The sequence below is a fragment of the Jeotgalibacillus marinus genome, assembly GCF_040801915.1.
Lineage (GTDB): Bacteria > Bacillota > Bacilli > Bacillales > Jeotgalibacillaceae > Jeotgalibacillus > Jeotgalibacillus marinus.
In genome coordinates, this window is the sequence record NZ_JBFMIA010000005.1 from 132,516 (window position 1) to 154,444 (window position 21,929).

Genomic DNA, 21,929 nt, shown 5'->3' on the forward strand with positions numbered 1-21,929 from the left:
AAAAGAGCCTATTAAAAAGAAAAAAGCAAGTTAAAAAAGAAGCTACTCGCATTTGCGACTAGCTTCTTTTGGTTAATTTATTTCTCAATGAACATTTGTGTCCAGTAGTTTCCTTCTTCAATATGACCGATACCAATATGAGTGTACGATGAACTCATGATGTTTTTACGGTGTCCTTCACTGTTCATCCATGCTTGAACAACTTCTTCTGGTGAACGTTGTCCCATAGCAATGTTTTCTCCAGCGCTTCTATAGTTTACTCCGTATGCTTTCATCATATCAAAAGGGGAACCGTATGTTGGACTAGTATGATCGAAATATTGATTTTGTTGCATATCTTTCGATTTGTCTTTTGCTACATTACTTAATTGTGTATCAAGTTGAAGTGCATCTAAACCTTCTTTGTTTCTTTCAACATTTGTTAATTCAACCACTTGTTGTTCAAAGCTTGATACATTTGTTGCATCATCTTGTTGAGTTGATTCCTTAGGTGCTACTTCTTGTTCAGTTGATGACTGAGCGACTTTTTGTGCTTTAGGATTCTCTACTTGAGGTGTTTCTACTTCCTGTGTCTCAACAGGTTGCTCTTCTTTTTGTTCAGGTGCTTGTTGTTTTGGTTGTTCTTGTTGTTTTGGTGTTTCTTGTTGTGATGCTGGTGCTGGTGTTTCCTGATGTACTGGTGCTTCTTGTTGTAATATTGTTTTCTGTTGTTTTGGTGTTTGTTGTGTTTTTGACGTTTCTTGATCTTGATTTTCTTTTAATGAAGAACGATCGATGTCCCATTTATTTAATTGGGGTGAAAGTTCCAACCAATTAACTTTATAGTCTTCTAGTGGATTCTTCAGATCAAGGGTTTGAGTGCCCAATTCTATGTCTTCCTGCTTTTGATTCTGTGTTTGAAAATCAGGAGTTGGAGTTGGCGAGACTAGAAGTGCGGTTGCTGCAGTTCCTAAAACAATTAGTAATTTACCTTTCATGATGTTTACTTGCTCCTTTGTTGTTGTCTTTTCTATACCTTCATCCTATCATTCTTTTTTTGTCATAATCGTGGTCGAAATTGGCAATCATACAATCTTTATTTCTTACACAAAAAGATTTTGTGATTTACTTAACATAAAAGGCAAACCTATTGATTTAATAGGTTTGCCTTTTATGTTCTTATATAGGATAAACATGTTAAATTTGGTGGATCTCGTGCACTTCTTATAATTATTAACGCTATTTTAGTATTGACAAGTTTTTAGTAATGAAGATCTTTTACAATTATGACAGTGGTATGACGAGTCATTCTCCCTCAATGGAGCTATGAATTTGCGTATAACGTTTAATAAGTTCAACCTTATGCGCTAACTCAAGTGAAGACTGGACAATTCTCTCGACAGCAAGATAATACTTTTCATTTTGGGATTTTCGTAGCCTTGGATGTGTTAATTCATCTAATAACTCTCTTTTAATCACTTGATGAAGTGTTTCTTCAGCTGAAAGCTCAGATGGTAAAGTGCGCTCACTCCATAAATTCTTGTATGATTCCAATAGGTTTAGTGCTGTTAACTTCATTGTTACACTTCCTTTAACTGCTCTAATCTTTTCAAGTCATGTGAGATCGTTTCTTTTGAAATGCCTTCACCAATAATGACAAGATTTTTCGGCATATTCATGTCCTCTGGTAAATAAACAGGCATTCCAAATGAATAGTGAAAAAGCATGGGGTATTTTTCATGACTAAATGGAACATACCCTTTCATTCGGTAAACAGTGGATGGCAGTGCACGCATCCAGTTTTCAAATGCTTCTTGCTCGATTACTCCATTAAATGTGTAAACAATTGCCTGCATAGATAGTTCGTGTTGAATTCGAACTCGATCATGCTCAGTTTGGTTAAAGTTCGAAATTTGCTCAAGTACATTCTCCGAAATGTTAGCGTAATTGGTCATGATAATACGAGCATGTTTGTTGATACCTTGTAGTTCACTGACGGCAGTTGATTGCTCCATTTCTTTCAGTAGATCCACTTTATTTAACAATACAACTCCGGCGTGTCTTATTTGTTCACGGTATAATTGCAGTACTTGAGGAGATAATTCCTGCCTTCTAACCCATTGCATCGCATCAACCACTGTTAATATCCCTTTAAATTCCAAATGTTCTGCAAAAAGAGGCGACATCATCGCATCGACTACTTCAACTGGGTGAGCAGCACCTGTTGTTTCAATTAGCAACGTGTCAAACTCTTCATTCCACAGTAATTCTTGTAGCTGTGCTTCGAGTTTGTCTTGTATCGTACAACATATACAACCATCTAATAATTCAGCAAGAGGCAAATCTTGATCGACTTCAGAGGAATCAATTGATACGTTGCCCAGTTCATTCATCAATACAGCAGGTACTTTTCCTGCTGCCTTATGCATCCGAATCATTTGCTTTAACAAACTTGTTTTTCCACTACCTAGAAATCCAGATAAAATATAGACATCTTTTTTTGACTTCTTATTCATATCTCATTCACTCCTAAGTGTACATTCTAGACTAATTCGTTTACTATACCATCGCTTTTAATTTATATTCCATTATACGCGAGAAAGCTAGCGCCGTAATTGCGCTAGCTTTCTCTCCTGTTTCTTCCAGTGTACATAAAAGCCAAAGTCTGAAATCAATCCACCTTACAACTATGCTGCATCTTCTTCACTTTCAGTTGTTTCCTCTATCCCTGTTTCTTTAAGAAGATAATCTACAGCTGCTTCTACTTGTGGATCATTTTGTTCTAATTTATCGCGTAACGCTAACATGATTGCAGCTGCTGTTCCCTCATCTATCACGCCTGTTACTTCAAGCTCTTTATCTTGTTGAAATTCTTCAACTGCTTCCTTAGTATCTGTATCAAAAAACCCATCAACATTTCCTGGATCGAATCCAACTGCTTGCAACATTTGCTGTGCAATTCTAACCTGCTCGGATAACATTGATTCTTCTAACGCAATTTCTACATCTAAGAATGGCAAAAATGCATAATCTGGTAAGCTTATTTCTTTATCGGGCACGATTCCATCTTCATTAACCCAATTATCATTTGGTGTCAACCATCGACCAGTTGTCATCTTCAAATTAGATTGATCACTAAACTCTTCTGCTGTTTGCACAGTTCCTTTACCAAATGTAGTTTGCCCAATAAGAGGAATATCTGTTGTTTCACTAATAGCAGCAGCAACAATTTCTGAAGCACTTGCGCTACCTTCGTCAATCAAAACAGCTACAGGTATATCGATCTTATCACCTGCTTGAGCTGTGATAATTTGTTTTTCTCCACTTTTCCCCTCGAGTTGAACGATTTTTTCACCTTTGGGCACAAATAAATCTGCAATTTCAATTGCCTGATCTAAAAGCCCGCCTGGATTTTGACGCATATCTAAAATCATCGCTTCCATACCTTGTGATTGAAGATCATCGAGAGCTGTTGTTAACTCATCCAACGTGTGTTCAGAAAAGCTTGTTAGTTGAACAGTAGCGATTTTATTGTCATCCATTTCATAGTAGACAGTATCAATTGGAATATCATCACGCGTAATCTTGATATTTATTGTGTCTTGCATACCATCACGTTGAATCGTTAATGTAACATCAGTACCTTTTTCTCCACGAATTAAAAGTACTGCTTCGTTTGCACTCATACCTTGAATGTTCTCTTCATCAACCGCTAAAATTTTATCATTCGGTAAAATGCCCGAACGTTCAGCTGGAGAACCCTTAATTGGAGATACAACCGTAATAAAATCATCTAACGATTGAATCTCTGCTCCTATGCCTTGAAAGCTAGAGGAAATATTTTCGTTAAATTGAGATGCTTCCTCTTGGTTCATATAGTCGGAATATGGATCATCTAAAGCATCGATCATACCGTTAATGGCTCCATCCACCAGATCACTTCCTTCAATGTCCGAAAAGTAATCTGCGTTTATTTTGTCATATGCCTCGTATAGCTTAGTAAATTCAGTTCGTTCAGGTACTACCCCTACCTTTACAGTTTTCTCATCCCCAAATGACAATGCGAAAATGGATACACCCGCTGTTGCCAAAACGGTTAAGAAAAGAAGCATGACAAAATGAAATTTCTTGATATTGACATACTTTAGTAACGTTTCTTTGTCCTCTTCAATTTCCTGCTCCTGACCATGTTGGTCTTGACCATTTGGATCTTTTTCCATGGATTCACCACTTTCTAGTTCAACGTTTCAATTAAATTTTTCAAAATAACTATTTTCTATCTTATCAGTTTTTATAGACAAGTAAAAGATATTAGAATTGAATCTCGTTATGTAAAAAAAAGAGGTTGGCTATTAACATAGCCAACCTTTAAAATTCGAAGGGAAATAAATCACCTACAGCGGATGGCTCCTCGAAGTCATAAGTCACCATTCAAAGTAGACAAAGATCACCTACTTCCACATCACATCTTATGCTTGTCCGAGCTGAACGATCTGCTTCCGCTTTTGTACCTACTGTGCGATTGCTACGTCTAGTGCAACAACGATCATATCGTTGAATGTAAGTTGACGTTCTTCAGAAGATGTTTCTTCACCAGTTACGATATGGTCACTTACTGTTAAAATTGATAGTGCATTTCGACCATATTTAGCAGCTAGTGTGTATAAAGCAGCTGTTTCCATTTCAAGTGCTAGAATGCCGTATTTCGCCCATTTTTCATGTTCAGCGTTGTCATCATAGAAACTGTCTACAGTCAACACATTTCCTACTTTAAAGTTTAAACCTTTTTCAACACCTATATCATAAACGTTTCTTAAAAGGTTAAAGTTTGCAGCAGGCGCAAAATCTATTCCGTTAAATGTACGTTGATTCATATTTGAATCTGTTGATGCTGTCATCGCAATAATCACATCGCGAACTTTTACGTCTTGTTGAATCGCTCCACAAGTTCCAACACGAATTAAGTTTTGTACACCATACTCTGCCATTAACTCATTTGCATAGATCGACATGGATGGCATACCCATACCATGACCTTGAACAGAAATACGCTTTCCTTTGTAAGTACCTGTGTAGCCAAACATGTTACGAACTTCATTATAGCAAGTTACATCTTCCAAAAACGTTTCTGCAATATATTTCGCACGTAATGGGTCTCCTGGTAGTAATACAGTTTCAGCAATATCGCCTTTTTTTGCACCAATATGTATACTCATGTGCTATTTTCCTCCCTAAAATGCTTTTTAGCTTTCCTATTGTACTCTTTTTTATTCTTGATATCAACCCAATGAAGTCTATATCAGGAGTACTGTTCTATTGTTTGCTTAAATCGAAGAGAGAATTCAGCAATTTCACTTTTTCTCACCCTCATCCGCACGATGGATTCATCAGAATCAAATCGATCATTTGCACTAGACTTTCGATCAACTTCAATTAACAATTCATAGGATTCATCATTTTCAGCAAAGAAAATCACTTCAAGTTCATCCAGTTTTCCTTCGAATCCCCCTGACAAAGGTTCAAATTCAAACTCTTGTATAAAAGCTTGCTTACTTCGGAAACGGTTCGGGGCTTCAAAACAATGTGCAGTCCTAATTGAAAACCCAAGCGAAGTAATGCAATCAAGAATTTCACTCATAAACGGTGATGGGCCTATGGTTAAGGAGTCTTCATCACTTGGATCAACTGCATTTTTAATGTCTACTGCTGTTTTAACCCACACAGCTGTCTGACCAGTTGTTACAGGTGAGTTAAGAGGTAAAATGAAAGAAAACTCCACTTCAATAATTTCATCTTGCATTACCACAAATGGTTCTGCGACCTTGATGTGTTTAATTATCGCATGGTCCTCATAGGTTCGATCATTTGATGTTCTTGAGTAATTAGTGAAGAGAGTTAAATAAATCGTATCGACTGATTGTTCAACGTTTCCACCCTTAATTATAACAACACCATCGACTGTCTCCCCTGCATTAAAGGTTGATCTGGAAAGTCTAGTATTCACTTTTGTCGCACCTATTCCTAATGATGCTAATGCTTTATTAAAAAATGACATATAAACGTTCCCTCCTTTAGTTCTTCATTTGGAGTTGCTACTAAGTCGTTTCCAGAAAGGCTCTCTAAATAAGTTCTTTTTTGATGATTATCCGGTATTCCTCCCAAAGTTCATCAAATACCGCTACTTTGTCATTGTAGATCTCTGTTAATTCGATATAATCACTAACTTCATTGTAATCTTCTGACATCTTTGGGAAATCAAGATCATTATACATCGTATTTGCAAAAATACCTTCTTTCGTCTTTTCCACTGGTTCTCTATATTTCATAATAAAATGATAAAATGAACGATTCATAATTTTACTCCTTCCAATATTACGAGGGTTATTTCTTTATCCGAATACACTTCTGAAAAAAATTACTCTTTTATTTTTTAAACAATAATCAAAATCCGGAACTAGTAAATACCTATATTTATTATTTAACAACGCTAATCCAATAAAAAGTAGTCATATTGAGCCAATTGTAACACACAGTGTATCTTTTTAACCTACATATTATTTTTAATTCTACTCAAATACAATCGAATATTCGATTTTTCCCCATTAGAAAAACACCTTCACTTTCGGTACTTTTTTCCATTGTACCACTTACGAAGGTGTTTTAAGTTTCTCGTTATTGGAGGTTAGTCCAATCAACGCATTGATTAAACGGCTTTTATTATTTTGCAGAGACGTTCATAGTCACCTGCCAAGAACCACTACACATTAAATAATTTTTGATAGACGGCATACCCTTCTTTATCAAGCTGCTCTTTTGGAACAAACTTAAGAGCAGCAGAGTTGATACAGTAACGTAATCCATCTTGGCCCGGTCCATCATTAAACACATGACCTAAATGTGAATCAGACGTTTTGCTTCTAACTTCTGTTCTAACCATAAAATGACTAGTATCAGATTTTTCAAGCACTTCTACATCGACGATCGGTTTTGTAAAACTTGGCCATCCACACCCTGCATCATATTTATCCGTTGAACTAAAAAGTGGTTTTCCAGAGATAATATCCACATAGATCCCATCGCCAAATTCATCCCAGTATTCATTTTTGAAAGGAGGTTCTGTTCCGTTACTTTGGGTCACATGGTACTGCATTTTTGTTAGCTTGCTGGTATCAAAATTTTTCGTCATGTTTGTATCCCCCTAATTCATTGCGTTTAATAAAAGCTGCTCTACCTGACCCCTTTTGATAAGCATTGTAGCGCAATGGATGTTTTTTATAATAGTCTTGATGTTCAGTTTCAGCAGGGTAAAAAGGTTTTGCTTCTAAAATATCAGTTACAATTGGTGCATTAAAACGATTGCTGCCATCTATCTTTTTTTTAGAAGCTAAAGCGATCTCCTTTTGCTCCTGATCATGATAATAAATCGCTGTTTTATACGATTCACCTCGATCAAAAAATTGACCTCCAGCATCTGTTGGATCAATCTGATTCCAAAACAACGCCAGCAACTTTTCATATGAAAAAAGTGTCGGGTCAAATTCGATTTGAACGGCTTCTCGATGACCGGTTGTTTCACTGCAAACTTCTTGATATGTAGGGTTTTCCGTTTGACCACCTGTGTATCCTGAAATCACGCTTATGATACCTGGTTGCTGATCAAATGGCTTTACCATACACCAGAAACATCCACCTGCAAATGTTGCAACTTTATGCTCTGATTGATTCATAAAAAGTTCCTCCTAGCTTATTGTGGTACATAAACGGAAAAGGAAATGTCATTCTCCCGTAAGTTAAAATGATTCGTTTTCACACTCAACCCTGAAGCAACATTAATTTCTGACACTTGTACAATAATTTGCTGTTCATTTGGTTGGATTTCAACCCATTCTGGAAATTCATAAGATTTCTCTATAAATTTCAAAATATTCGCTACCGGCATCTCCATTGCACCAAGAAAAAGACTTTGTTGTGTTAACAATAAATCACCGTTTTCCAAAGCTTGGGAATCAAATGTCATCTGGAAATCAATTTCGGTACTGAATACAGGTATTGACCCATTTAAAGACACTTGATCTTCAAATAAAACTGAATAATTAATTGAATCATTAAGTTCTTCTTCAATAAAGCGATTGACCACGATCGTTAAATCTTCCCTTGTGGTTTCTACAGTAAATTCCGCTTCAACCTCTGGTACGAGCGATGGAGAGAGCTCAACAGGTTGCTCATCGACTGGTTGAAACAATTGAAACAAAATAAAAAGAATTAAAAACATAATAAAGCTTAGCAATCCCCAGAATGCAACTTTCCATTTGTTTTTCATAATCTACCTCTTTCTATTCCTGTGAATCGATCAAAACTGGTAACATTCCTTCTTTAATACGATTGGCAATAAGTAAATATCCCCTATCATTCGGATGAAAATAATCTGTGTGTAGTAAATTTTGATCTGATTCTCTAAAAATATCCTCAACTTCTATAAATGCTGTATTTTCCCATTGTGATGTAATTTTTCGGGAAACTGTGTTCCATTCTTCAATGATCATACTCATCTCTTGAATATCAGCAAAAGGATTGTAAATGCCCAAAAGCACAATGGATGCTTGTGGATTCAAAGATCGAATGATACTAAAAACATTCGTCAACTGCTCTTCGTATTGGACAAGTGCTGTTGAAAAAACATCGTAGGTAAGTGAAGGAAAGTTTGAACGAAACACTTGCATCACATCATTTCCTCCAATTGTTACAATGACCGAATCCGCGCTTTGCAATGACATTCGGATCTCGTTATCCTCTTTCATTCTTTTTAACAACTGATCTGAACGATTTCCTTTCTTTCCATAATTCATGATGGAAACATCACTAATTAAATCATTTTCTTCTAATTTAACTTCCAATAATGGTACATACCCACCAAGTCCTGTGCTATCGCCAACTCCTTCTGTAAGTGAGTCTCCGACCGAAACAACATTCACATCCATTGGAATAAATGTTTTATCTGGAAGTGGCTTGTTTTCCAAATAAATCTCACGTTTAACTTGTTCATGTTCTCCGGCGGTTGGCAATGTGCAAGATGCTAGGACAATTGATGATACAATCACCAATCCGATGTTTTTCCAAGTCTTCATCACATTCTCCACCTTCTTTCACTTGCTATACTGCTATTATATCACTTGAGGTGCTTGATAAAACCTATTAGGGCTTATCAAACAAATTTCAATGCCTCAATGGAGAAAATAAAAATCCTTCGCATAGGTAAGATCAGCGAAGGTCTTTATTTTTGTTATATAAATTGTGAAGTCATCCAGCTCTGTGTTGCTAGTCCTTCTAAGGTCTAATCACCCAACCAAACCATAAGCGGCTACTTGTGTTGATCGTCTTACGTCGATCGGAGCTAAACGCCTGTTTACGCTTTTGTTATTCAACGTAATACATAATAGAAATTGCACCTTTTCCTGTGTGCGTGGAGATAATTGGTGTTGTTTCTTCAATTGTAATATCTTGAAAACCTGATTCTTGCATGATTTTATCTTTCACAGACTGTGCAAGAGCTAAACCATCTGCATGAACAATGCCAACACCTTTGATCGTTCGTCCTTTAACATCATTCATAAATTGTTTCGTTAAATACTTGATAACTTGCGAGTGATTTCGTGCTTTTGATACAGGTGTATATTCACCGTTTGCAAGTGACGCAATCGGTTTGATATTTAATAACGAACCGATCATTGCACGCCCTTTACCAATTCGTCCACCCTTCACAAGGTTTTCGAGCGTATCAACCACAATAAATAAGTGTGTATCTTTTCGAATTTCTGCTATTCGAGAAACAATCTCGTCTTTCGTTGCCCCCGCCTGTGCCATTTTTGCAGCTTCAACAACCTGGAAGGATAAAGCTTTTGAAATAAAGCGAGAATCTATGACAGTCACTTCAGCTGATGTCAAATTCATTGCACTTTCAGCAGAGCCTACAGTTCCACTCATGTTACCTGTCACGTGAATGGAAATAATTTCACTGCCATCTTGTCCAAGCTCATCATACACTTCCTTAAATGCACCTACAGAAGGAAGAGAACTTTTTGGTAATTCTTTCGCATTGTCCATTTTTTCCATAAATTGTTTCGGTGAGATTTCCAATCGATCAATAAATACTTCTCCATCAATTGAAAGTGTTAACGGAACAATTGTAATATCATATTTTCTTACAATATCTTCTGCTAAATCTACTGTCGAATCTGTAACGATTTTAATTTTGGCCATTGTAAACACATCCTATCATCCAATTCCTACTCAATATTATACTAGGAAAGGATAGCGTATCAAATAGTATCTGTTCCTACTATGTAAGATGTGACAAGTGTCATATAAGCTATTCCGGTTTTTTCCTGTTAAATTTTATCAATTTCAATTTCTATTCGCAATGAAAACGTAATCATTCAATTCAAAAAAATGAATAATTGCACAACTTAATTATAATGGATACAATAGTGAAATAAAGAATTTCAATACACTCATTTTTCGGTTCATTAAAATATTTTTCTGTTTTTTGAAATGTCGTGTAAAGGAGATAATTTAATGACGACTTTTGATTATAAGGATTGGAAAGAAGAGCTAGCTAATGCCATCACACATGGCGTAGGTTTTGCCCTAAGCATACCCGCACTCGTGTTTTTAATTTTAGTGGCAGTTGATAAAGGAACAGCATGGCACGTTGTAAGTTTTACGATATTTGGTTCCACTATGCTTCTTCTATTTCTTTGTTCGACATTGCTCCATAGCGTTCGAGGTATAAAGTTGAAAAAATTCTTTGCGATCATGGACCATTCTGCTATTTATCTATTGATAGCAGGAACATATACCCCTTTCATGCTCGTCACGATTCGCGATGCACTCGGTTGGACCATTTTCGGAATCGTTTGGGGGCTTGCGGTTGCTGGTATCGTATTTAAATGTTATTTTGTTGACCGATTTCAGGTTATCGCAACGCTTTTTTATGTGTTAATGGGCTGGTTGATTTTGATCGCGATTGTACCACTATACAAGGAGTTGACTGGAGCAGGGTTCGCATTACTATTAACTGGTGGATTGTTTTACTCTATCGGCGCTATTTTTTACATTTGGAGGAAGCTTCCGTATAATCATGCGATTTGGCATCTTTTTGTTATTGCAGGTAGTGCCTTTATGTACTTTTGTGTAATGTTTTATGCGTAAATACAAAAGCGCTATCAGTCTAAAGTATTTTCTCTACATATAAAAACAGCTAATCAATATTGATCAGCTGTTTTTTTGTGCTCTTAATTTTCTATAATAGATTTTTTGAGTGATCATTTGGTCGTTCAAGGACTTTAAAAGTGTGATCATAAGGATTTTTGTCGTTACGAACCCCTTTTATAGCAGATACTTCTATCCACTCATCTGTTTCGTAGTCAGGAAATGTTGTGTCCCCTTGTGTATCTAAATCAATTGTTGTAATATACAATCGGTCAACATAATCGATCGCTGCTTCGTAAAGGTGACCTCCACCAATTACAAAGGTTTCTTCATCCCCTTTATCTTTTAAAGCTTTTAGACCATCTTCCAATGAGTGAACAACAATTACCCCCTCGTGTGACCAATCTTTTTGAGAGGTTAATATAATATTTGTTCGTCCCTTGAGTGGGCCCTTCATCGATTCAAATGTTTTTCTGCCCATTAACAATGTCTTACCAATTGTTTTTTCTTTAAAATAAGCAAGATCATTAGGCAAATGCCAGGGCATATCTCCTTGAAAACCAATCACACGATTATTTGCATGTGCAACAATAATTGAAACCACTTAAATACACTCCTTTATACCGCTACCGGGGCTTTAATAGATGGATGTGGATTGTAATTGATCAATTCAATGTGTTCCATCTGCGTAGAAAATACATCTTGTTCATTTGTAAGTTTTAATGTTGGTAATTCTTTTGGTTGACGACTTAACTGCTCATTTACTTGATTGAGATGATTAGAGTAGATATGAGCATCTCCAATTGTATGGATAAATGAACCAGGTTCAAGGTTACATTCTTTCGCAACCATGTGAGTAAGCAACGCATAACTAGCAATGTTAAAAGGAATACCTAAGAATAAATCTCCACTCCGCTGGTATAGCTGACACGAAAGCTTGCCATCGGCTACATAAAATTGAAATAACGTATGGCAAGGAGGCAATGCCATAGATGGAATGTCTTCCGGATTCCAAGCACTAACAATATGTCTTCTTGAGTCAGGATTGTTTTTTATCGATTGAATCACTTCTTTTAATTGATCAATGGTCTCACCTGTTGATTTACTCCAAGCACGCCACTGCTTACCGTATACATCACCTAGTTCCCCAAATTCTTTCGCGAAATGTTCATCCTCTAAAATAAGCGTTCTGAAGAGTTCCATTTGTTTGTCGTATATTTTTTTGAATTCAGCATCTTTTTGGGAGCGTAAGCCAAAATCAGTCATGTCAGGTCCATCATAAGAATCAGATTCAACCCAATTTTGGAATGCCCATTCATCCCAGATATGATTATTTTGTTGCAATAAATATTTTATATTAGTGTCGCCTTTTATAAACCATAACAGTTCACTAGCGATTAAACGAAAAGGCACCCTTTTTGTCGTAACAAGCGGAAAGCCCTCAGATAAATCGAATTTCATTTGATGGCCAAATGAACTGATCGTACCCGTTCCTGTCCGGTCGCTTTTTTCTGTTCCGTCTTTTAACACCTTCTGTAATAGATTTAAATACTGCTGCACAGTGAAAACCTTCCTTTCTATCCTCGTTCATTATACGTCTGTTTGTTATAGCATAAAATAAACTCTTGTAGGAAATTCTACAAGAGTAAGAATTAATGAACCATTTTCGAACCAAATTTAGCTGGTGTATCTTTTCCCCAATAGATGTTTGCAAGCATATTGTGCGATTCAAAACGATCTTTTTGTGTATGGTAATGGAAATTAAATGTGTACCCTTCTAATGGTGGTCGATCACGACGTACATGGAAAGAGATCACATCTTCACCAGTCTTGTCATCCATAATATGAAAGATACGCTCCCCATCCCCCTTTCCAATTGCTGGCGATATAACCAAATGGTTAAGGTTCGAATCAGGATATGTATTCATTAAATCGCTAATGACTTGTTCCATTTTTGGTAAAATAATGTCTTGAAATTCCCGCTCGATTCTTGGCATAAGTCGTTCACCAATTTTTTCTTCCGTTATTACGGTTGCTTGATCCATAAGCTGGTCAATGACTTCTTCTTTTGGTTGTTTCGGCGTAATAGCTACAACGGCATGGTGTTCAATTTGTTCTGATTGGATCGATGAAAAGGATTTATCGAATTTGTGGTCGTCTTTTGGTCGATCTGCCAGCAAGTCTTGTGGTGTGACCAAACCAAACGTTATGATTGAAATAAGAACAACGAGTGAATTCTTTATCCAGTTTGGCATCATTGGCAAATCCCTCCTTGTCTCTTTACTCTTATATACATTATACTTGAATACGAAGAAATTTGCTAAAGGTTTCATTATTTCTCCAGGTTTTTTAATTCAGCGATGTACGATAAGGAGGGAACACCATGGAAAGTATTTTAATTGGCAGCGGGTTCTTATTAATGTTAGCTTATTTTGTCTACCTTCAGGTTGCAGAGTAATGACTACACACCGTCGATTGACGGTGTGTTTTGTTTTTCTTCAACAACTTCTACTGGTAGTTTAGTGTTGACATGCGATGAGGCGCGGTCGATTATTTATAGTGAGGATCTTAACTTTGTATGAATCCATAGTGTTGTTTTGAAGAATGTCTTTTAATGACGTTAAACCCAAGCTGCTCGAAACGGGTTGACCTGAAATGATCTTTAAATACAACACGTTTTCGTGCCACTCTTTTTGCTTCATTTACAGCTTGAGCAATCGAATCATCTGAATAATTCGCGTATTGACGCAATTCTTCAATTCCATTTGCTTCATTGATCTGTTCTTCAAACATTGGATCAAAATAGATAACATCAATAGACTTGGACTCACATAAGGTTAAATATTCCAAATGATTACTTGCATACACTTCTATTTTTCTCATCGCATCATTCATTGTTTGATTTTCCGAATCCCAAGTCTCTAATCCTTGTTTAATTAAATAGGCAATTATTTTGTTATGTTCGATTCCAATCACTTGTCCACTCAATCCAACAGCAAGAGATGCAACGATTGCATCCGAACCCATGCCCAGTGTGCAATCAAGAAAAGAGTCTCCTTCAACTAAAGAAGCAGCATCAATCAGTGGATCTACTTCTCCCTTGATCATTCTTTTGACACGAAATGCGCTTGAGTTAGGATGAAAAAAGAATGGTGCTTGATGATCTTTCTCATATAACTCAAATCGATTCTTACTAACGACGATTAAAGGTTGTTTATAGGTCACAAGCATCTTTTCAATCGATCTTTTTTTCCGCTCTACAAATCGTCCTCCAAAATGGGTAGCGACTTCATTTCCTAGACTTAGTTGCTGTGAAGATGGACGGCCAGCCGTTGTAATAATCATTCTTATTTCCCTCCATTTGTGCAGAAAAAGAGCGCCGAAAAGGCGCTTTTTAACAATAGATATCCATTGCGCCTTTTAAGTTCGCAACAATTTCTTCTACTGAATGGTCTTCAATTTCTTCACGTGGGATAAAGTGAGCGACTTCATTCCCCTTTAGCAAGGCGATCGATGGTGATGAAGGTTCTAACCCATTCATGTAACCTCTCATTTTTATCGTTGCCTCTTTGTCTTGACCTGCAAAAACAGTGATAAGATGATCCGGTTCTTTTTCATGCGTGATCAACGCTTGCGTAACAGCTGGTCGTGCAAGTCCGGCTGCACAGCCACAAACTGAATTGATTACAACAAGCGACGTTCCATCAGCATTTGTCATAAAATCCTCGACTTCAGTTGCTGTTACCAATTCTTTAAAGCCTGCTTGTGTAAGCTCTTGACGCATTGGTTTTACTAATTGCTTCATGTATTCTTCATATGCCATCGACATAATCAATTCCTCCTACACTCCATTTTGTCTTGCTTCAGTCATTTGCTTCCACACTGAACCTTTTGCTTCTTCTCCACCTTCAATACGTTCGATTGCCATCATTACTTGAAGCTTAACTTCAAATTCGGGATCATTTTGAACGTTCTTTAATGCAGAAAGTGAGTTTGTTGTTCCTACTTCATATAAAAACATGGCTGCTCTCCAACGGACAAGTTTATTTTTGTCGCTAAGCGCCCGAGCCATTTCAAATTCTGCTTGAGCGAAACCTAAGTCAGATAAACAATCCCCAGCAGTACGTCGCACGGTTACACTTTTATCGTTAAGACCTCGGTAAAGTGATGGCAATACGCGCTCATCCTCAATCATTCCTAAGTAAACAACTGATAGTCTTCTAACGGATGGTTTTTCATCTTTCAATGCTTCATTGAGTACTGGTAATTCATCAACCGTTGGTGTAGGCATTTGTTCAAGCAATTGATAGCGTTGTTGCCAGTTTTCTGCTTGTTGGAACATCTGAATATCAACTTTAACTAAGCCTTTCCTTACGGGTGCTTCTTTTACACCTGTTTCTTTAGCTGCTGTCACTATGGCTTGAATTCGTCTGGATGGATATGACGCAAGCAATTCATCAATGACTTCTTGAGCAATTTGATCAAGTTCCCCATACCGGACACCAAAGTCTTTCCATTTGCGCAATAGGACAACATTGTCACCTTCAAGCTGTGCTTCTGACATTGATTGAGTAAAATAATCTGGAAGTCCATATCTCTTATCACTCATACCATCCAATAATTTAACTTGTAATGGGATGCCTTTAAACTGCAAGACTTGCACTTGAACTTCACCAAAGTGCTCATCGATCTGATGAGATGGATCCACATCTTCGCGGGCTTCTCCGAAAGTTTCTCTGACATGTGGAAGGATTTGTTGCCAATCCATTTTCGGGTGCCTTTCTACTGCTAAGAAGTCAGCAACGTGATAAACACCTTTTACACCTTCAATGGATAAAATCGTTTTAATTTTATCAGGCGCTTGGTCTGCGTCATCACGTTTATAGTTGTTACTTTTTCCTTCGGGAAGTGCTTGATCTAAAATGACTTTCATCGTATTTGGACTTGGTGTTGGTTCAATCGATAAAATTTTCAAAGAACCGCTCCTTTCACATGGCATTTTATACGATTCTAACATATAACGTTGCTCGAATCGAAGACAGAGACTTAAAGGGCTAATTCAGATAAATAGCTCCAGCGTTCAATCAGTTTTTCCAATTCGTCATTACATTTAACTTGTTCTTCCATTATCTGCTCCGCTTTTTCGAAGTCACTGCCGATTTTTTGCAGATCTATTTCTAATTGCTCAAGACGAGATTCAACTTTTTCGATTGATTCGTCGATTTCTTCCCATTCTTTCTTTTCTAAGTAAGACATTTTTTTCTTTTTCTCAGTCTGAGTTGTCACTACTTTGCTTTGGGTTTGAACGTGTTTTTTCATTTCTGATTGATGCTTTAAATACGTCGAGTAATCACTTTGTAAGATTTCAATACGTCCATTTCCTTCAATCACCACTAAATGTTCGGCAATTTTATCAAGAAAATACCGATCATGGGATACAGTTATCACAACACCTGAAAATTCTTCAATAAATTGCTCAAGAACCGTAAGTGTTTCTGTATCTAAATCATTTGTTGGCTCATCTAATAACAGTACGTTAGGTTGATCCATGAGCAGTTTTAATAAATATAACCTTCTCTTTTCTCCACCAGAAAGTTTGTAAATGGGGGTGCCGTGAGATGATAGAGGGAATAAAAAGCGTTCAAGCATTTGTGCTGCCGATACACTGCCTTCTTCTGTCTCGATCACTTCTGCTCCTTCACGAATGTATTCGATCATGCGTAAGGATGGATCCATATCTTTGGCATGTTGAGAGAAATACGCCATTTTAACGGTCTGTCCTATCATGACAATTCCCGTATCTGGTTCGAGTTGACGTGCAATAATATTTAACAAGGTAGATTTTCCGGTGCCGTTCTTGCCAACTATGCCGTATCTAGCTCTAGGCTGAACGAGCAAGTTCACCTGTTGAAACAGCATTTTTCCATCAAATGATTTTGCAACATTTTTAAGCTCGATTACTTGTTTACCAAGCCTGCTTGCTGCAATTCCAACAGCCATTTGGTCTTGATTAGTGGACGGACTCACTTCCTCTTCAAGCGATTCAAAACGCTGGATTCGTGCTTTTTGTTTCGTTGTTCGGGCTTTTGCTCCTTTGCGCATCCACGCAAGTTCATTCCGATAAAGGTTTTGTTTTTTCTGCATTAGCTGACTTTCCTGCTCTTCACGCGATGCCTTTGCTTCAATAAATGCTTGGTAATTCCCTTTATAGGAATAGGCCTTCCCCTTATCAATTTCTATCATGCGTGTTGATACTTGATCTAAAAAATAACGATCATGGGATACAACCATGACAGCACCTTTGTATCTTTTTAAAAATTCTTCTAGCCAAACGATTGCTTCATAATCTAAATGGTTCGTTGGCTCATCCAGTAGCAACAAATCCGGTGTTTCAATCAACACTTGTGCAAGTGCCACTCTCTTTTTTTGTCCGCCAGATAGAGATCCTACTTTCATTGTTACATCTTGAATACCTAATTTAGACAAAACTGTTTTAGCAGAAGAGTTTGCATCCCATGCATTTACTCGATCCATGTCTTGTTGAACTTTCATAAACCGCTCTTGTATCTGGATTGAATTTGGATTTTTTTCATATTCAGTCATCACTTGCTCGTATTCACGCATATGCCGAATGATCGGTGCGTCACTTTGAAACACTGCATCGATTACCGTTAGTTCTTCATCAAGAATTGGATCCTGAGCTAAATAGCGTACAACGAAATCATTTGGATGATCAAATCTCCCAGCATCCACCCCGTCAAGTCCCGCTATTAAACGAAGTAAACTCGATTTCCCTGTGCCATTCACACCTATTAACCCAATTCGTTCATGACCTGTAATTGTTAACGATAAATCACGAAACAGTGTTTTTTCACCGTATGATTTTTCAATTTGTTCGATTGCAAATTGTTTCACGCTTGTCCCTTCCATTCTTTTAAAAATTGCTTTAAGTAACTTTCCATAAATTGATGTCGTTCATGTGCGAGTTTTTTTCCTGTCTCTGTCACCATCAAGTTTTTTAATTTAAGTAACTTTTCATAAAAATGATGAACAGTGGTAGACGTCTCGCTTCGATATTCTTTCTCTGTCATCTTTTCTCGGATTCGGATCTCATCATCGTACATTTTCGCACCTCTGCTACCACCGTATGCAAATGTACGAGCGATTCCAACAGCCCCTATTGCATCTAGACGATCTGCATCTCGAACAATGGCTGCTTCAGTGCACGGTAAAGATTTTTCATGCCCTCCGTTAAAGGATACGGAGACTATTGCTTCCTTCACGAGTAGTTCAGTTTCACGTGTAAATGATAGTTCATTCAACACTTTTTCCAATGCGTCTTGACCGACTTCATATGTTTCATGCAGCTTAGGGTCTGAGACATCATGAAGCAATGAGATTAACTCAACTGCTTGAGGGTTTTGACATGACTCTTGTTTGCAAATAAAAAGAGCGTTCCTTCTGACACGTTGGATATGACCCCAATCGTGTCCTGAATGATCGCGCTCAAAAAAAGGACGGACATATGCTTCTGCAGTTAAGATATGTTGCTTATTAATGGTATTCATTCTTCCACAACCGTTCGTAGTAATCATTTGTTTCAGATCAGAGGAGGCGGTGCGAAATTTCATTACACCGCTTTTCTCTCCACTGATTTTTATGACTTCTTTTATTTTCTTTATTCTATCACAGCTAAATAAAGACACACACGAATAAGAATGTTTTTAAAATAAACCTGTTGCTTTACCTTCGTTCGTAACATCCATTTGAAGAGCTGCTGGTTTTTTCGGCAAACCAGGCATCGTCATGACGTTTCCTGTTAGAGCGACAATAAATCCTGCACCAAGTTTTGGAATGATTTCTCGAATTTCAATCGTAAAGTCGGTTGGGCGACCCAAAAGTGATGCATCATCAGACAATGAGTACTGCGTTTTTGCCATACAAATAGGTAAAGCTCCCCATCCATATTGTTCAAATTGTAAAAGCTGCTTTTCTGCTTTTGACGAGAAAGACACTCCTTTTGCTCCGTACACATTTGTAGCAATTGTTTCGATTTTCGACTTTAATGAGTCTTCTAATGAATAAAGTGGTTGGAAAGAGTGCTCTTCATCCAAGGCGCTTAAAACTTGCTCAGCAAGGTCGATGCCACCAGCGCCACCTTTTTCCCAAACTTCCGTTAAGCCGTATGGTACACCTTGAATTTTGCACCAATTTTGAAGCAAGTCAATCTCAGCTTGCGTATCTGTATGAAAACGATTGATCGCTACGACAAAAGGAAGTCCAAATGATTGTACCGTTTCAATATGCTTCTTCAAGTTTTCTAAACCGCTTTGTAAAGCAGGTAAATTTTCATTGACAAGTTCGCCTTTCGCTTGTCCTCCATGCATTTTCAGTGCGCGAATGGTTGCAACGATAACCACAGCATCTGGGTTTTTTTCAATGGCACGCGTTTTGATGTTTAAAAATTTCTCTGCTCCTAGATCTGCACCAAATCCTGCTTCTGTTACAACATAATCAGAAAGTTTAAGTGCAGTTTTTGTTGCCATAACTGAATTACAGCCGTGAGCAATATTTGCAAAAGGTCCACCGTGAATAAGTGCAGGGGTTTGTTCGATCGTTTGAACGAGGTTTGGTTTAAGCGCATCTTTTAATAATAAAGTTAGTGCACCTTCAACCCCTAGTTCTCCTACTGTTACTGGTTCCTTATCGTATGTAAACCCAATGACCATGAGAGATAGTCTTCTCTTCAAGTCCTCAAGATCAGAAGCAAGACACAGCACAGCCATGATTTCCGATGCCACTGTAATATCAAAACCATCTTCGCGTGGTACTCCTTGCACAGGTCCACCAAGTCCTATCACAACGTTGCGTAGTGCACGATCGTTTATATCAATTACACGTTTCCAAATGATTCTTCTTGGATCGATATTGCACTTGTTCCCTTGGTGTAAATGATTATCAATGATCGCAGCCAACGTGTTATTTGCAGACGTAATTGCATGGATATCACCAGTAAAATGCAAATTGATATCTTCCATTGGCAAAACTTGTGCATAACCGCCTCCTGTTGCACCACCTTTTACCCCCATTACAGGACCAAGTGAAGGCTCTCGCATGGCAATCATTGCGTTTTTACCTAATTTCCGAAGAGCATCGCCAAGTCCAACTGTCACTGTTGATTTTCCTTCACCAGCCGGCGTAGGGTTGATTGATGACACGAGAATAAGTCTACCTTGTTGAGCTGTTTTCAAACGTTTGATCGCATCAAAGCTAATTTTCGCTTTGTATTGCCCGTAATGTTCAAGATCATTCTCTGATAAGCCAATGCCATTTGCAATAGTTGTGATCGGTTGCATTTTTGAATGTTGCGCAATCTCAATATCTGATAGTACTGTTTTGTTCGTTGTCATACTTGTCCCCCCAATATTTTATGTACTGTTATAATCATACCATGAATACGACCGTCTTCTTCTATTGTTTTTTTAAATCTTTGTCTTTTTTCTAGATTTGTTTTCTGAAAATAAATAACGTAAAAAACGACAAAGATTGTTTTAGTTTAGCAGGCAAGTGATCAACTTCTAATGAGTTCACTCGTTCTTTGTAGACATGTTTTTCTTCAATGTAGTTCCATCCGATTTTACTCGCCAGTTCCTTCCATTCCCACGGCATCATCGTATTGCAAATCGTCTTTTCCCCAAGTAGTCTGGGAAAGCTGTTACTGCGCGGGCCAGAAGTTGGTCCTAAAATCGCACAAAATACAAGACCACCTGGTTTTAGCACGTTATTCACTTGGTGCATAACGCTATATGGATTTTCTGTCCACTCAAGCGAATTAATACACATTACCGCATCATAAGTATGTTTATCAAGTTGCAACCGTTCCATATTTCCAACCTTAAAGGAAAGATGATTAGAGCTATTTTTTTGAGCAAAACGGATCATTTCTTCTGAAATATCCATTCCAGTTACCACGTACCCTTTTTGAGAAAGTAAAAGAGAACCAATTCCATCTCCGCAGCCAACATCAAGAATAGTAGAGTTAGTCGGTAAATGGGTTTCTATTGTGGGTACAATGATTTTCCTGCTCCCTTTTGTCCACATATGAGTACTTTTACTATGCCAACTTTCGGCTTGCTCATTCCATTCATTTTGTGATTTAGATGACCAAGATCCCTTCGCCATGTTCAGACAATCCCTCCAAATATATTTTCCTTAAGCAAGTTTCCAATACTCACCTACTAAAAAACCCCCCAACAATGGGAGGCTTAAGAATCTTCTTTTTCTTGTAAGCTTTTCAACTCATCAACTAGCTCTGGACGGTTTTCTAATAATTGAACGACATCACCGATACGATCAATCGAGTTCCAGCTTAAATGATGTTCAATGCCTTCAACATCATTATAAATATTTTCATCTTTCACACCGATTAGTAGCAAAAATTGCTCAAGTAGGTCATGGCGGAATACAAGTCGCTTACCAATTTTCGTTCCTTTTTTTGTTAAAACAAGCCCTCTGTATTTTTCATATACCAGGTATTCATCTTTATCTAATTTCTGTACCATTTTGGTGACGGAGGAAGGATGAACGGATAAAGCTTCTGCTATATCCGATACACGGGCATAGCCCTTGTTGTCAATTAATAAATAAATTTGTTCAATGTAATCCTCCATGCTTGGTGTTGGCACGTGGGGTCCCTCCTCAGTAATCTCCGTAAAAAGACGTCATTATTAAAAAGTTTACTA

Annotated in this window: 24 protein-coding genes; 1 reads left to right on the forward strand and 23 read right to left on the reverse strand. The window is 37.5% G+C overall.

Annotated elements, in window-relative coordinates:
• Positions 1 to 77 precede the first annotated feature (77 nt).
• The 12 genes from AB1471_RS08395 to AB1471_RS08450 form a co-directional block, all read right to left on the reverse strand.
• Complete coding sequence (locus AB1471_RS08395) at positions 78 to 977, reverse strand: CAP domain-containing protein (protein WP_367779301.1); 900 nt, start codon at positions 975 to 977, stop codon at positions 78 to 80.
• A 307-nt stretch (positions 978 to 1,284) separates the two neighbouring features.
• Positions 1,285 to 1,557 (reverse strand): protein YoyC, encoded by a 273-nt coding sequence (gene yoyC, locus AB1471_RS08400; protein WP_367779302.1) that lies wholly within the window; start codon positions 1,555 to 1,557, stop codon positions 1,285 to 1,287.
• A gap of 2 nt (positions 1,558 to 1,559) precedes the next feature.
• Complete coding sequence (locus AB1471_RS08405; RefSeq protein ID WP_367779303.1) at positions 1,560 to 2,495, reverse strand: CobW family GTP-binding protein; 936 nt, start codon at positions 2,493 to 2,495, stop codon at positions 1,560 to 1,562.
• Positions 2,496 to 2,666: 171 nt separating this feature from the next.
• Positions 2,667 to 4,199: a S41 family peptidase gene (locus AB1471_RS08410; RefSeq protein WP_367779304.1), complete on the reverse strand. Its 1,533-nt coding sequence runs from the start codon at positions 4,197 to 4,199 to the stop codon at positions 2,667 to 2,669.
• A gap of 291 nt (positions 4,200 to 4,490) precedes the next feature.
• Positions 4,491 to 5,195: a purine-nucleoside phosphorylase gene (gene deoD, locus AB1471_RS08415; protein WP_367779305.1), complete on the reverse strand. Its 705-nt coding sequence runs from the start codon at positions 5,193 to 5,195 to the stop codon at positions 4,491 to 4,493.
• Between the two features lie 83 nt (positions 5,196 to 5,278).
• Positions 5,279 to 6,034 carry a sporulation protein gene (locus AB1471_RS08420; RefSeq protein ID WP_367779306.1) on the reverse strand — a complete coding sequence of 252 codons (756 nt, stop codon included), beginning with the start codon at positions 6,032 to 6,034 and terminating at the stop codon, positions 5,279 to 5,281.
• 64 nt (positions 6,035 to 6,098) lie between these two features.
• A complete protein-coding gene (locus AB1471_RS08425) occupies positions 6,099 to 6,332 on the reverse strand; it encodes a YozE family protein (protein ID WP_367779307.1) in 234 nt (77 codons plus the stop codon).
• A 404-nt stretch (positions 6,333 to 6,736) separates the two neighbouring features.
• On the reverse strand, positions 6,737 to 7,165 hold the full coding sequence (gene msrB, locus AB1471_RS08430; protein WP_367779308.1) for a peptide-methionine (R)-S-oxide reductase MsrB: 429 nt from the start codon (positions 7,163 to 7,165) through the stop codon (positions 6,737 to 6,739).
• Positions 7,149 to 7,706 carry a peptide-methionine (S)-S-oxide reductase MsrA gene (msrA, locus tag AB1471_RS08435; protein WP_367779309.1) on the reverse strand — a complete coding sequence of 186 codons (558 nt, stop codon included), beginning with the start codon at positions 7,704 to 7,706 and terminating at the stop codon, positions 7,149 to 7,151. The genes msrB and msrA overlap by 17 nt, the downstream gene beginning before the upstream one ends.
• Positions 7,707 to 7,723: 17 nt before the next feature.
• Positions 7,724 to 8,299 carry a YpmS family protein gene (locus tag AB1471_RS08440; protein WP_367779310.1) on the reverse strand — a complete coding sequence of 192 codons (576 nt, stop codon included), beginning with the start codon at positions 8,297 to 8,299 and terminating at the stop codon, positions 7,724 to 7,726.
• A 13-nt stretch (positions 8,300 to 8,312) separates the two neighbouring features.
• The gene (locus AB1471_RS08445) at positions 8,313 to 9,104 is read right to left on the reverse strand and encodes an SGNH/GDSL hydrolase family protein (RefSeq protein WP_367779311.1); all 792 of its coding nucleotides are present in this window, start codon (positions 9,102 to 9,104) and stop codon (positions 8,313 to 8,315) included.
• A 289-nt stretch (positions 9,105 to 9,393) separates the two neighbouring features.
• Positions 9,394 to 10,236 (reverse strand): DegV family protein, encoded by an 843-nt coding sequence (locus AB1471_RS08450; protein ID WP_367779312.1) that lies wholly within the window; start codon positions 10,234 to 10,236, stop codon positions 9,394 to 9,396.
• Positions 10,237 to 10,551: 315 nt separating this feature from the next.
• On the opposite strand from AB1471_RS08450, the gene trhA reads away from it, so the two are divergent.
• Positions 10,552 to 11,187 carry a PAQR family membrane homeostasis protein TrhA gene (trhA, locus tag AB1471_RS08455; protein WP_367779313.1) on the forward strand — a complete coding sequence of 212 codons (636 nt, stop codon included), beginning with the start codon at positions 10,552 to 10,554 and terminating at the stop codon, positions 11,185 to 11,187.
• A 91-nt stretch (positions 11,188 to 11,278) separates the two neighbouring features.
• Here the strand turns inward: trhA and AB1471_RS08460 are convergent, their stop codons facing one another.
• From AB1471_RS08460 to mntR, 11 genes are all read right to left on the reverse strand, one after another.
• Positions 11,279 to 11,791, reverse strand: a complete 513-nt coding sequence (locus tag AB1471_RS08460; protein ID WP_367779314.1) for a dihydrofolate reductase — start codon at positions 11,789 to 11,791, stop codon at positions 11,279 to 11,281.
• Between the two features lie 14 nt (positions 11,792 to 11,805).
• Positions 11,806 to 12,747, reverse strand: coding sequence for a thymidylate synthase (locus tag AB1471_RS08465; protein WP_367779315.1), 942 nt, complete (start codon positions 12,745 to 12,747; stop codon positions 11,806 to 11,808).
• A gap of 92 nt (positions 12,748 to 12,839) precedes the next feature.
• Positions 12,840 to 13,445: a YpjP family protein gene (locus AB1471_RS08470; protein ID WP_367779316.1), complete on the reverse strand. Its 606-nt coding sequence runs from the start codon at positions 13,443 to 13,445 to the stop codon at positions 12,840 to 12,842.
• A 310-nt stretch (positions 13,446 to 13,755) separates the two neighbouring features.
• A complete protein-coding gene (locus tag AB1471_RS08475; RefSeq protein ID WP_367779317.1) occupies positions 13,756 to 14,532 on the reverse strand; it encodes a class I SAM-dependent methyltransferase in 777 nt (258 codons plus the stop codon).
• Positions 14,533 to 14,581: 49 nt separating this feature from the next.
• Positions 14,582 to 15,016: a BrxA/BrxB family bacilliredoxin gene (locus AB1471_RS08480; RefSeq protein WP_367779318.1), complete on the reverse strand. Its 435-nt coding sequence runs from the start codon at positions 15,014 to 15,016 to the stop codon at positions 14,582 to 14,584.
• 12 nt (positions 15,017 to 15,028) lie between these two features.
• Complete coding sequence (locus tag AB1471_RS08485; RefSeq protein WP_367779319.1) at positions 15,029 to 16,162, reverse strand: conserved virulence factor C family protein; 1,134 nt, start codon at positions 16,160 to 16,162, stop codon at positions 15,029 to 15,031.
• Between the two features lie 71 nt (positions 16,163 to 16,233).
• Positions 16,234 to 18,102 (reverse strand): ABC-F family ATP-binding cassette domain-containing protein, encoded by a 1,869-nt coding sequence (locus AB1471_RS08490; RefSeq protein ID WP_367779320.1) that lies wholly within the window; start codon positions 18,100 to 18,102, stop codon positions 16,234 to 16,236.
• Complete coding sequence (locus tag AB1471_RS08495; RefSeq protein WP_367779321.1) at positions 18,099 to 18,818, reverse strand: HD domain-containing protein; 720 nt, start codon at positions 18,816 to 18,818, stop codon at positions 18,099 to 18,101. The genes AB1471_RS08490 and AB1471_RS08495 overlap by 4 nt, the downstream gene beginning before the upstream one ends.
• 93 nt (positions 18,819 to 18,911) lie before the next feature.
• Positions 18,912 to 20,597 carry a formate--tetrahydrofolate ligase gene (locus AB1471_RS08500; RefSeq protein ID WP_367779322.1) on the reverse strand — a complete coding sequence of 562 codons (1,686 nt, stop codon included), beginning with the start codon at positions 20,595 to 20,597 and terminating at the stop codon, positions 18,912 to 18,914.
• 91 nt (positions 20,598 to 20,688) lie between these two features.
• The gene (locus tag AB1471_RS08505) at positions 20,689 to 21,369 is read right to left on the reverse strand and encodes a class I SAM-dependent methyltransferase (RefSeq protein ID WP_367779323.1); all 681 of its coding nucleotides are present in this window, start codon (positions 21,367 to 21,369) and stop codon (positions 20,689 to 20,691) included.
• Between the two features lie 83 nt (positions 21,370 to 21,452).
• Entirely contained in the window at positions 21,453 to 21,872 is a 420-nt protein-coding gene (mntR, locus tag AB1471_RS08510) for a transcriptional regulator MntR (protein WP_367779324.1), read from the reverse strand.
• Positions 21,873 to 21,929 lie beyond the last annotated feature (57 nt).

Bases quoted from the DNA above. Each gene is read 5' to 3' on its own strand.
- AB1471_RS08410 (WP_367779304.1), bottom strand. From the start codon at position 4,199: ATGGAAAAAGATCCAAATGGTCAAGACCAACATGGTCAGGAGCAGGAA.
- msrB (WP_367779308.1), bottom strand. From the start codon at position 7,165: ATGACGAAAAATTTTGATACCAGCAAGCTAACAAAAATGCAGTACCAT.
- msrA (WP_367779309.1), bottom strand. From the start codon at position 7,706: ATGAATCAATCAGAGCATAAAGTTGCAACATTTGCAGGTGGATGTTTC.
- AB1471_RS08440 (WP_367779310.1), bottom strand. From the start codon at position 8,299: ATGAAAAACAAATGGAAAGTTGCATTCTGGGGATTGCTAAGCTTTATT.
- AB1471_RS08500 (WP_367779322.1), bottom strand. From the start codon at position 20,597: ATGACAACGAACAAAACAGTACTATCAGATATTGAGATTGCGCAACAT.
- AB1471_RS08420 (WP_367779306.1), bottom strand. From the start codon at position 6,034: ATGTCATTTTTTAATAAAGCATTAGCATCATTAGGAATAGGTGCGACA.
- AB1471_RS08395 (WP_367779301.1), bottom strand. From the start codon at position 977: ATGAAAGGTAAATTACTAATTGTTTTAGGAACTGCAGCAACCGCACTT.
- trhA (WP_367779313.1), top strand. From the start codon at position 10,552: ATGACGACTTTTGATTATAAGGATTGGAAAGAAGAGCTAGCTAATGCC.
- deoD (WP_367779305.1), bottom strand. From the start codon at position 5,195: ATGAGTATACATATTGGTGCAAAAAAAGGCGATATTGCTGAAACTGTA.
- AB1471_RS08425 (WP_367779307.1), bottom strand. From the start codon at position 6,332: ATGAATCGTTCATTTTATCATTTTATTATGAAATATAGAGAACCAGTG.
- yoyC (WP_367779302.1), bottom strand. From the start codon at position 1,557: ATGAAGTTAACAGCACTAAACCTATTGGAATCATACAAGAATTTATGG.
- AB1471_RS08450 (WP_367779312.1), bottom strand. From the start codon at position 10,236: ATGGCCAAAATTAAAATCGTTACAGATTCGACAGTAGATTTAGCAGAA.
- AB1471_RS08405 (WP_367779303.1), bottom strand. From the start codon at position 2,495: ATGAATAAGAAGTCAAAAAAAGATGTCTATATTTTATCTGGATTTCTA.
- AB1471_RS08475 (WP_367779317.1), bottom strand. From the start codon at position 14,532: ATGATTATTACAACGGCTGGCCGTCCATCTTCACAGCAACTAAGTCTA.
- AB1471_RS08480 (WP_367779318.1), bottom strand. From the start codon at position 15,016: ATGTCGATGGCATATGAAGAATACATGAAGCAATTAGTAAAACCAATG.
- AB1471_RS08445 (WP_367779311.1), bottom strand. From the start codon at position 9,104: ATGAAGACTTGGAAAAACATCGGATTGGTGATTGTATCATCAATTGTC.
- AB1471_RS08470 (WP_367779316.1), bottom strand. From the start codon at position 13,445: ATGATGCCAAACTGGATAAAGAATTCACTCGTTGTTCTTATTTCAATC.
- AB1471_RS08495 (WP_367779321.1), bottom strand. From the start codon at position 18,818: ATGAAATTTCGCACCGCCTCCTCTGATCTGAAACAAATGATTACTACG.
- AB1471_RS08505 (WP_367779323.1), bottom strand. From the start codon at position 21,369: ATGGCGAAGGGATCTTGGTCATCTAAATCACAAAATGAATGGAATGAG.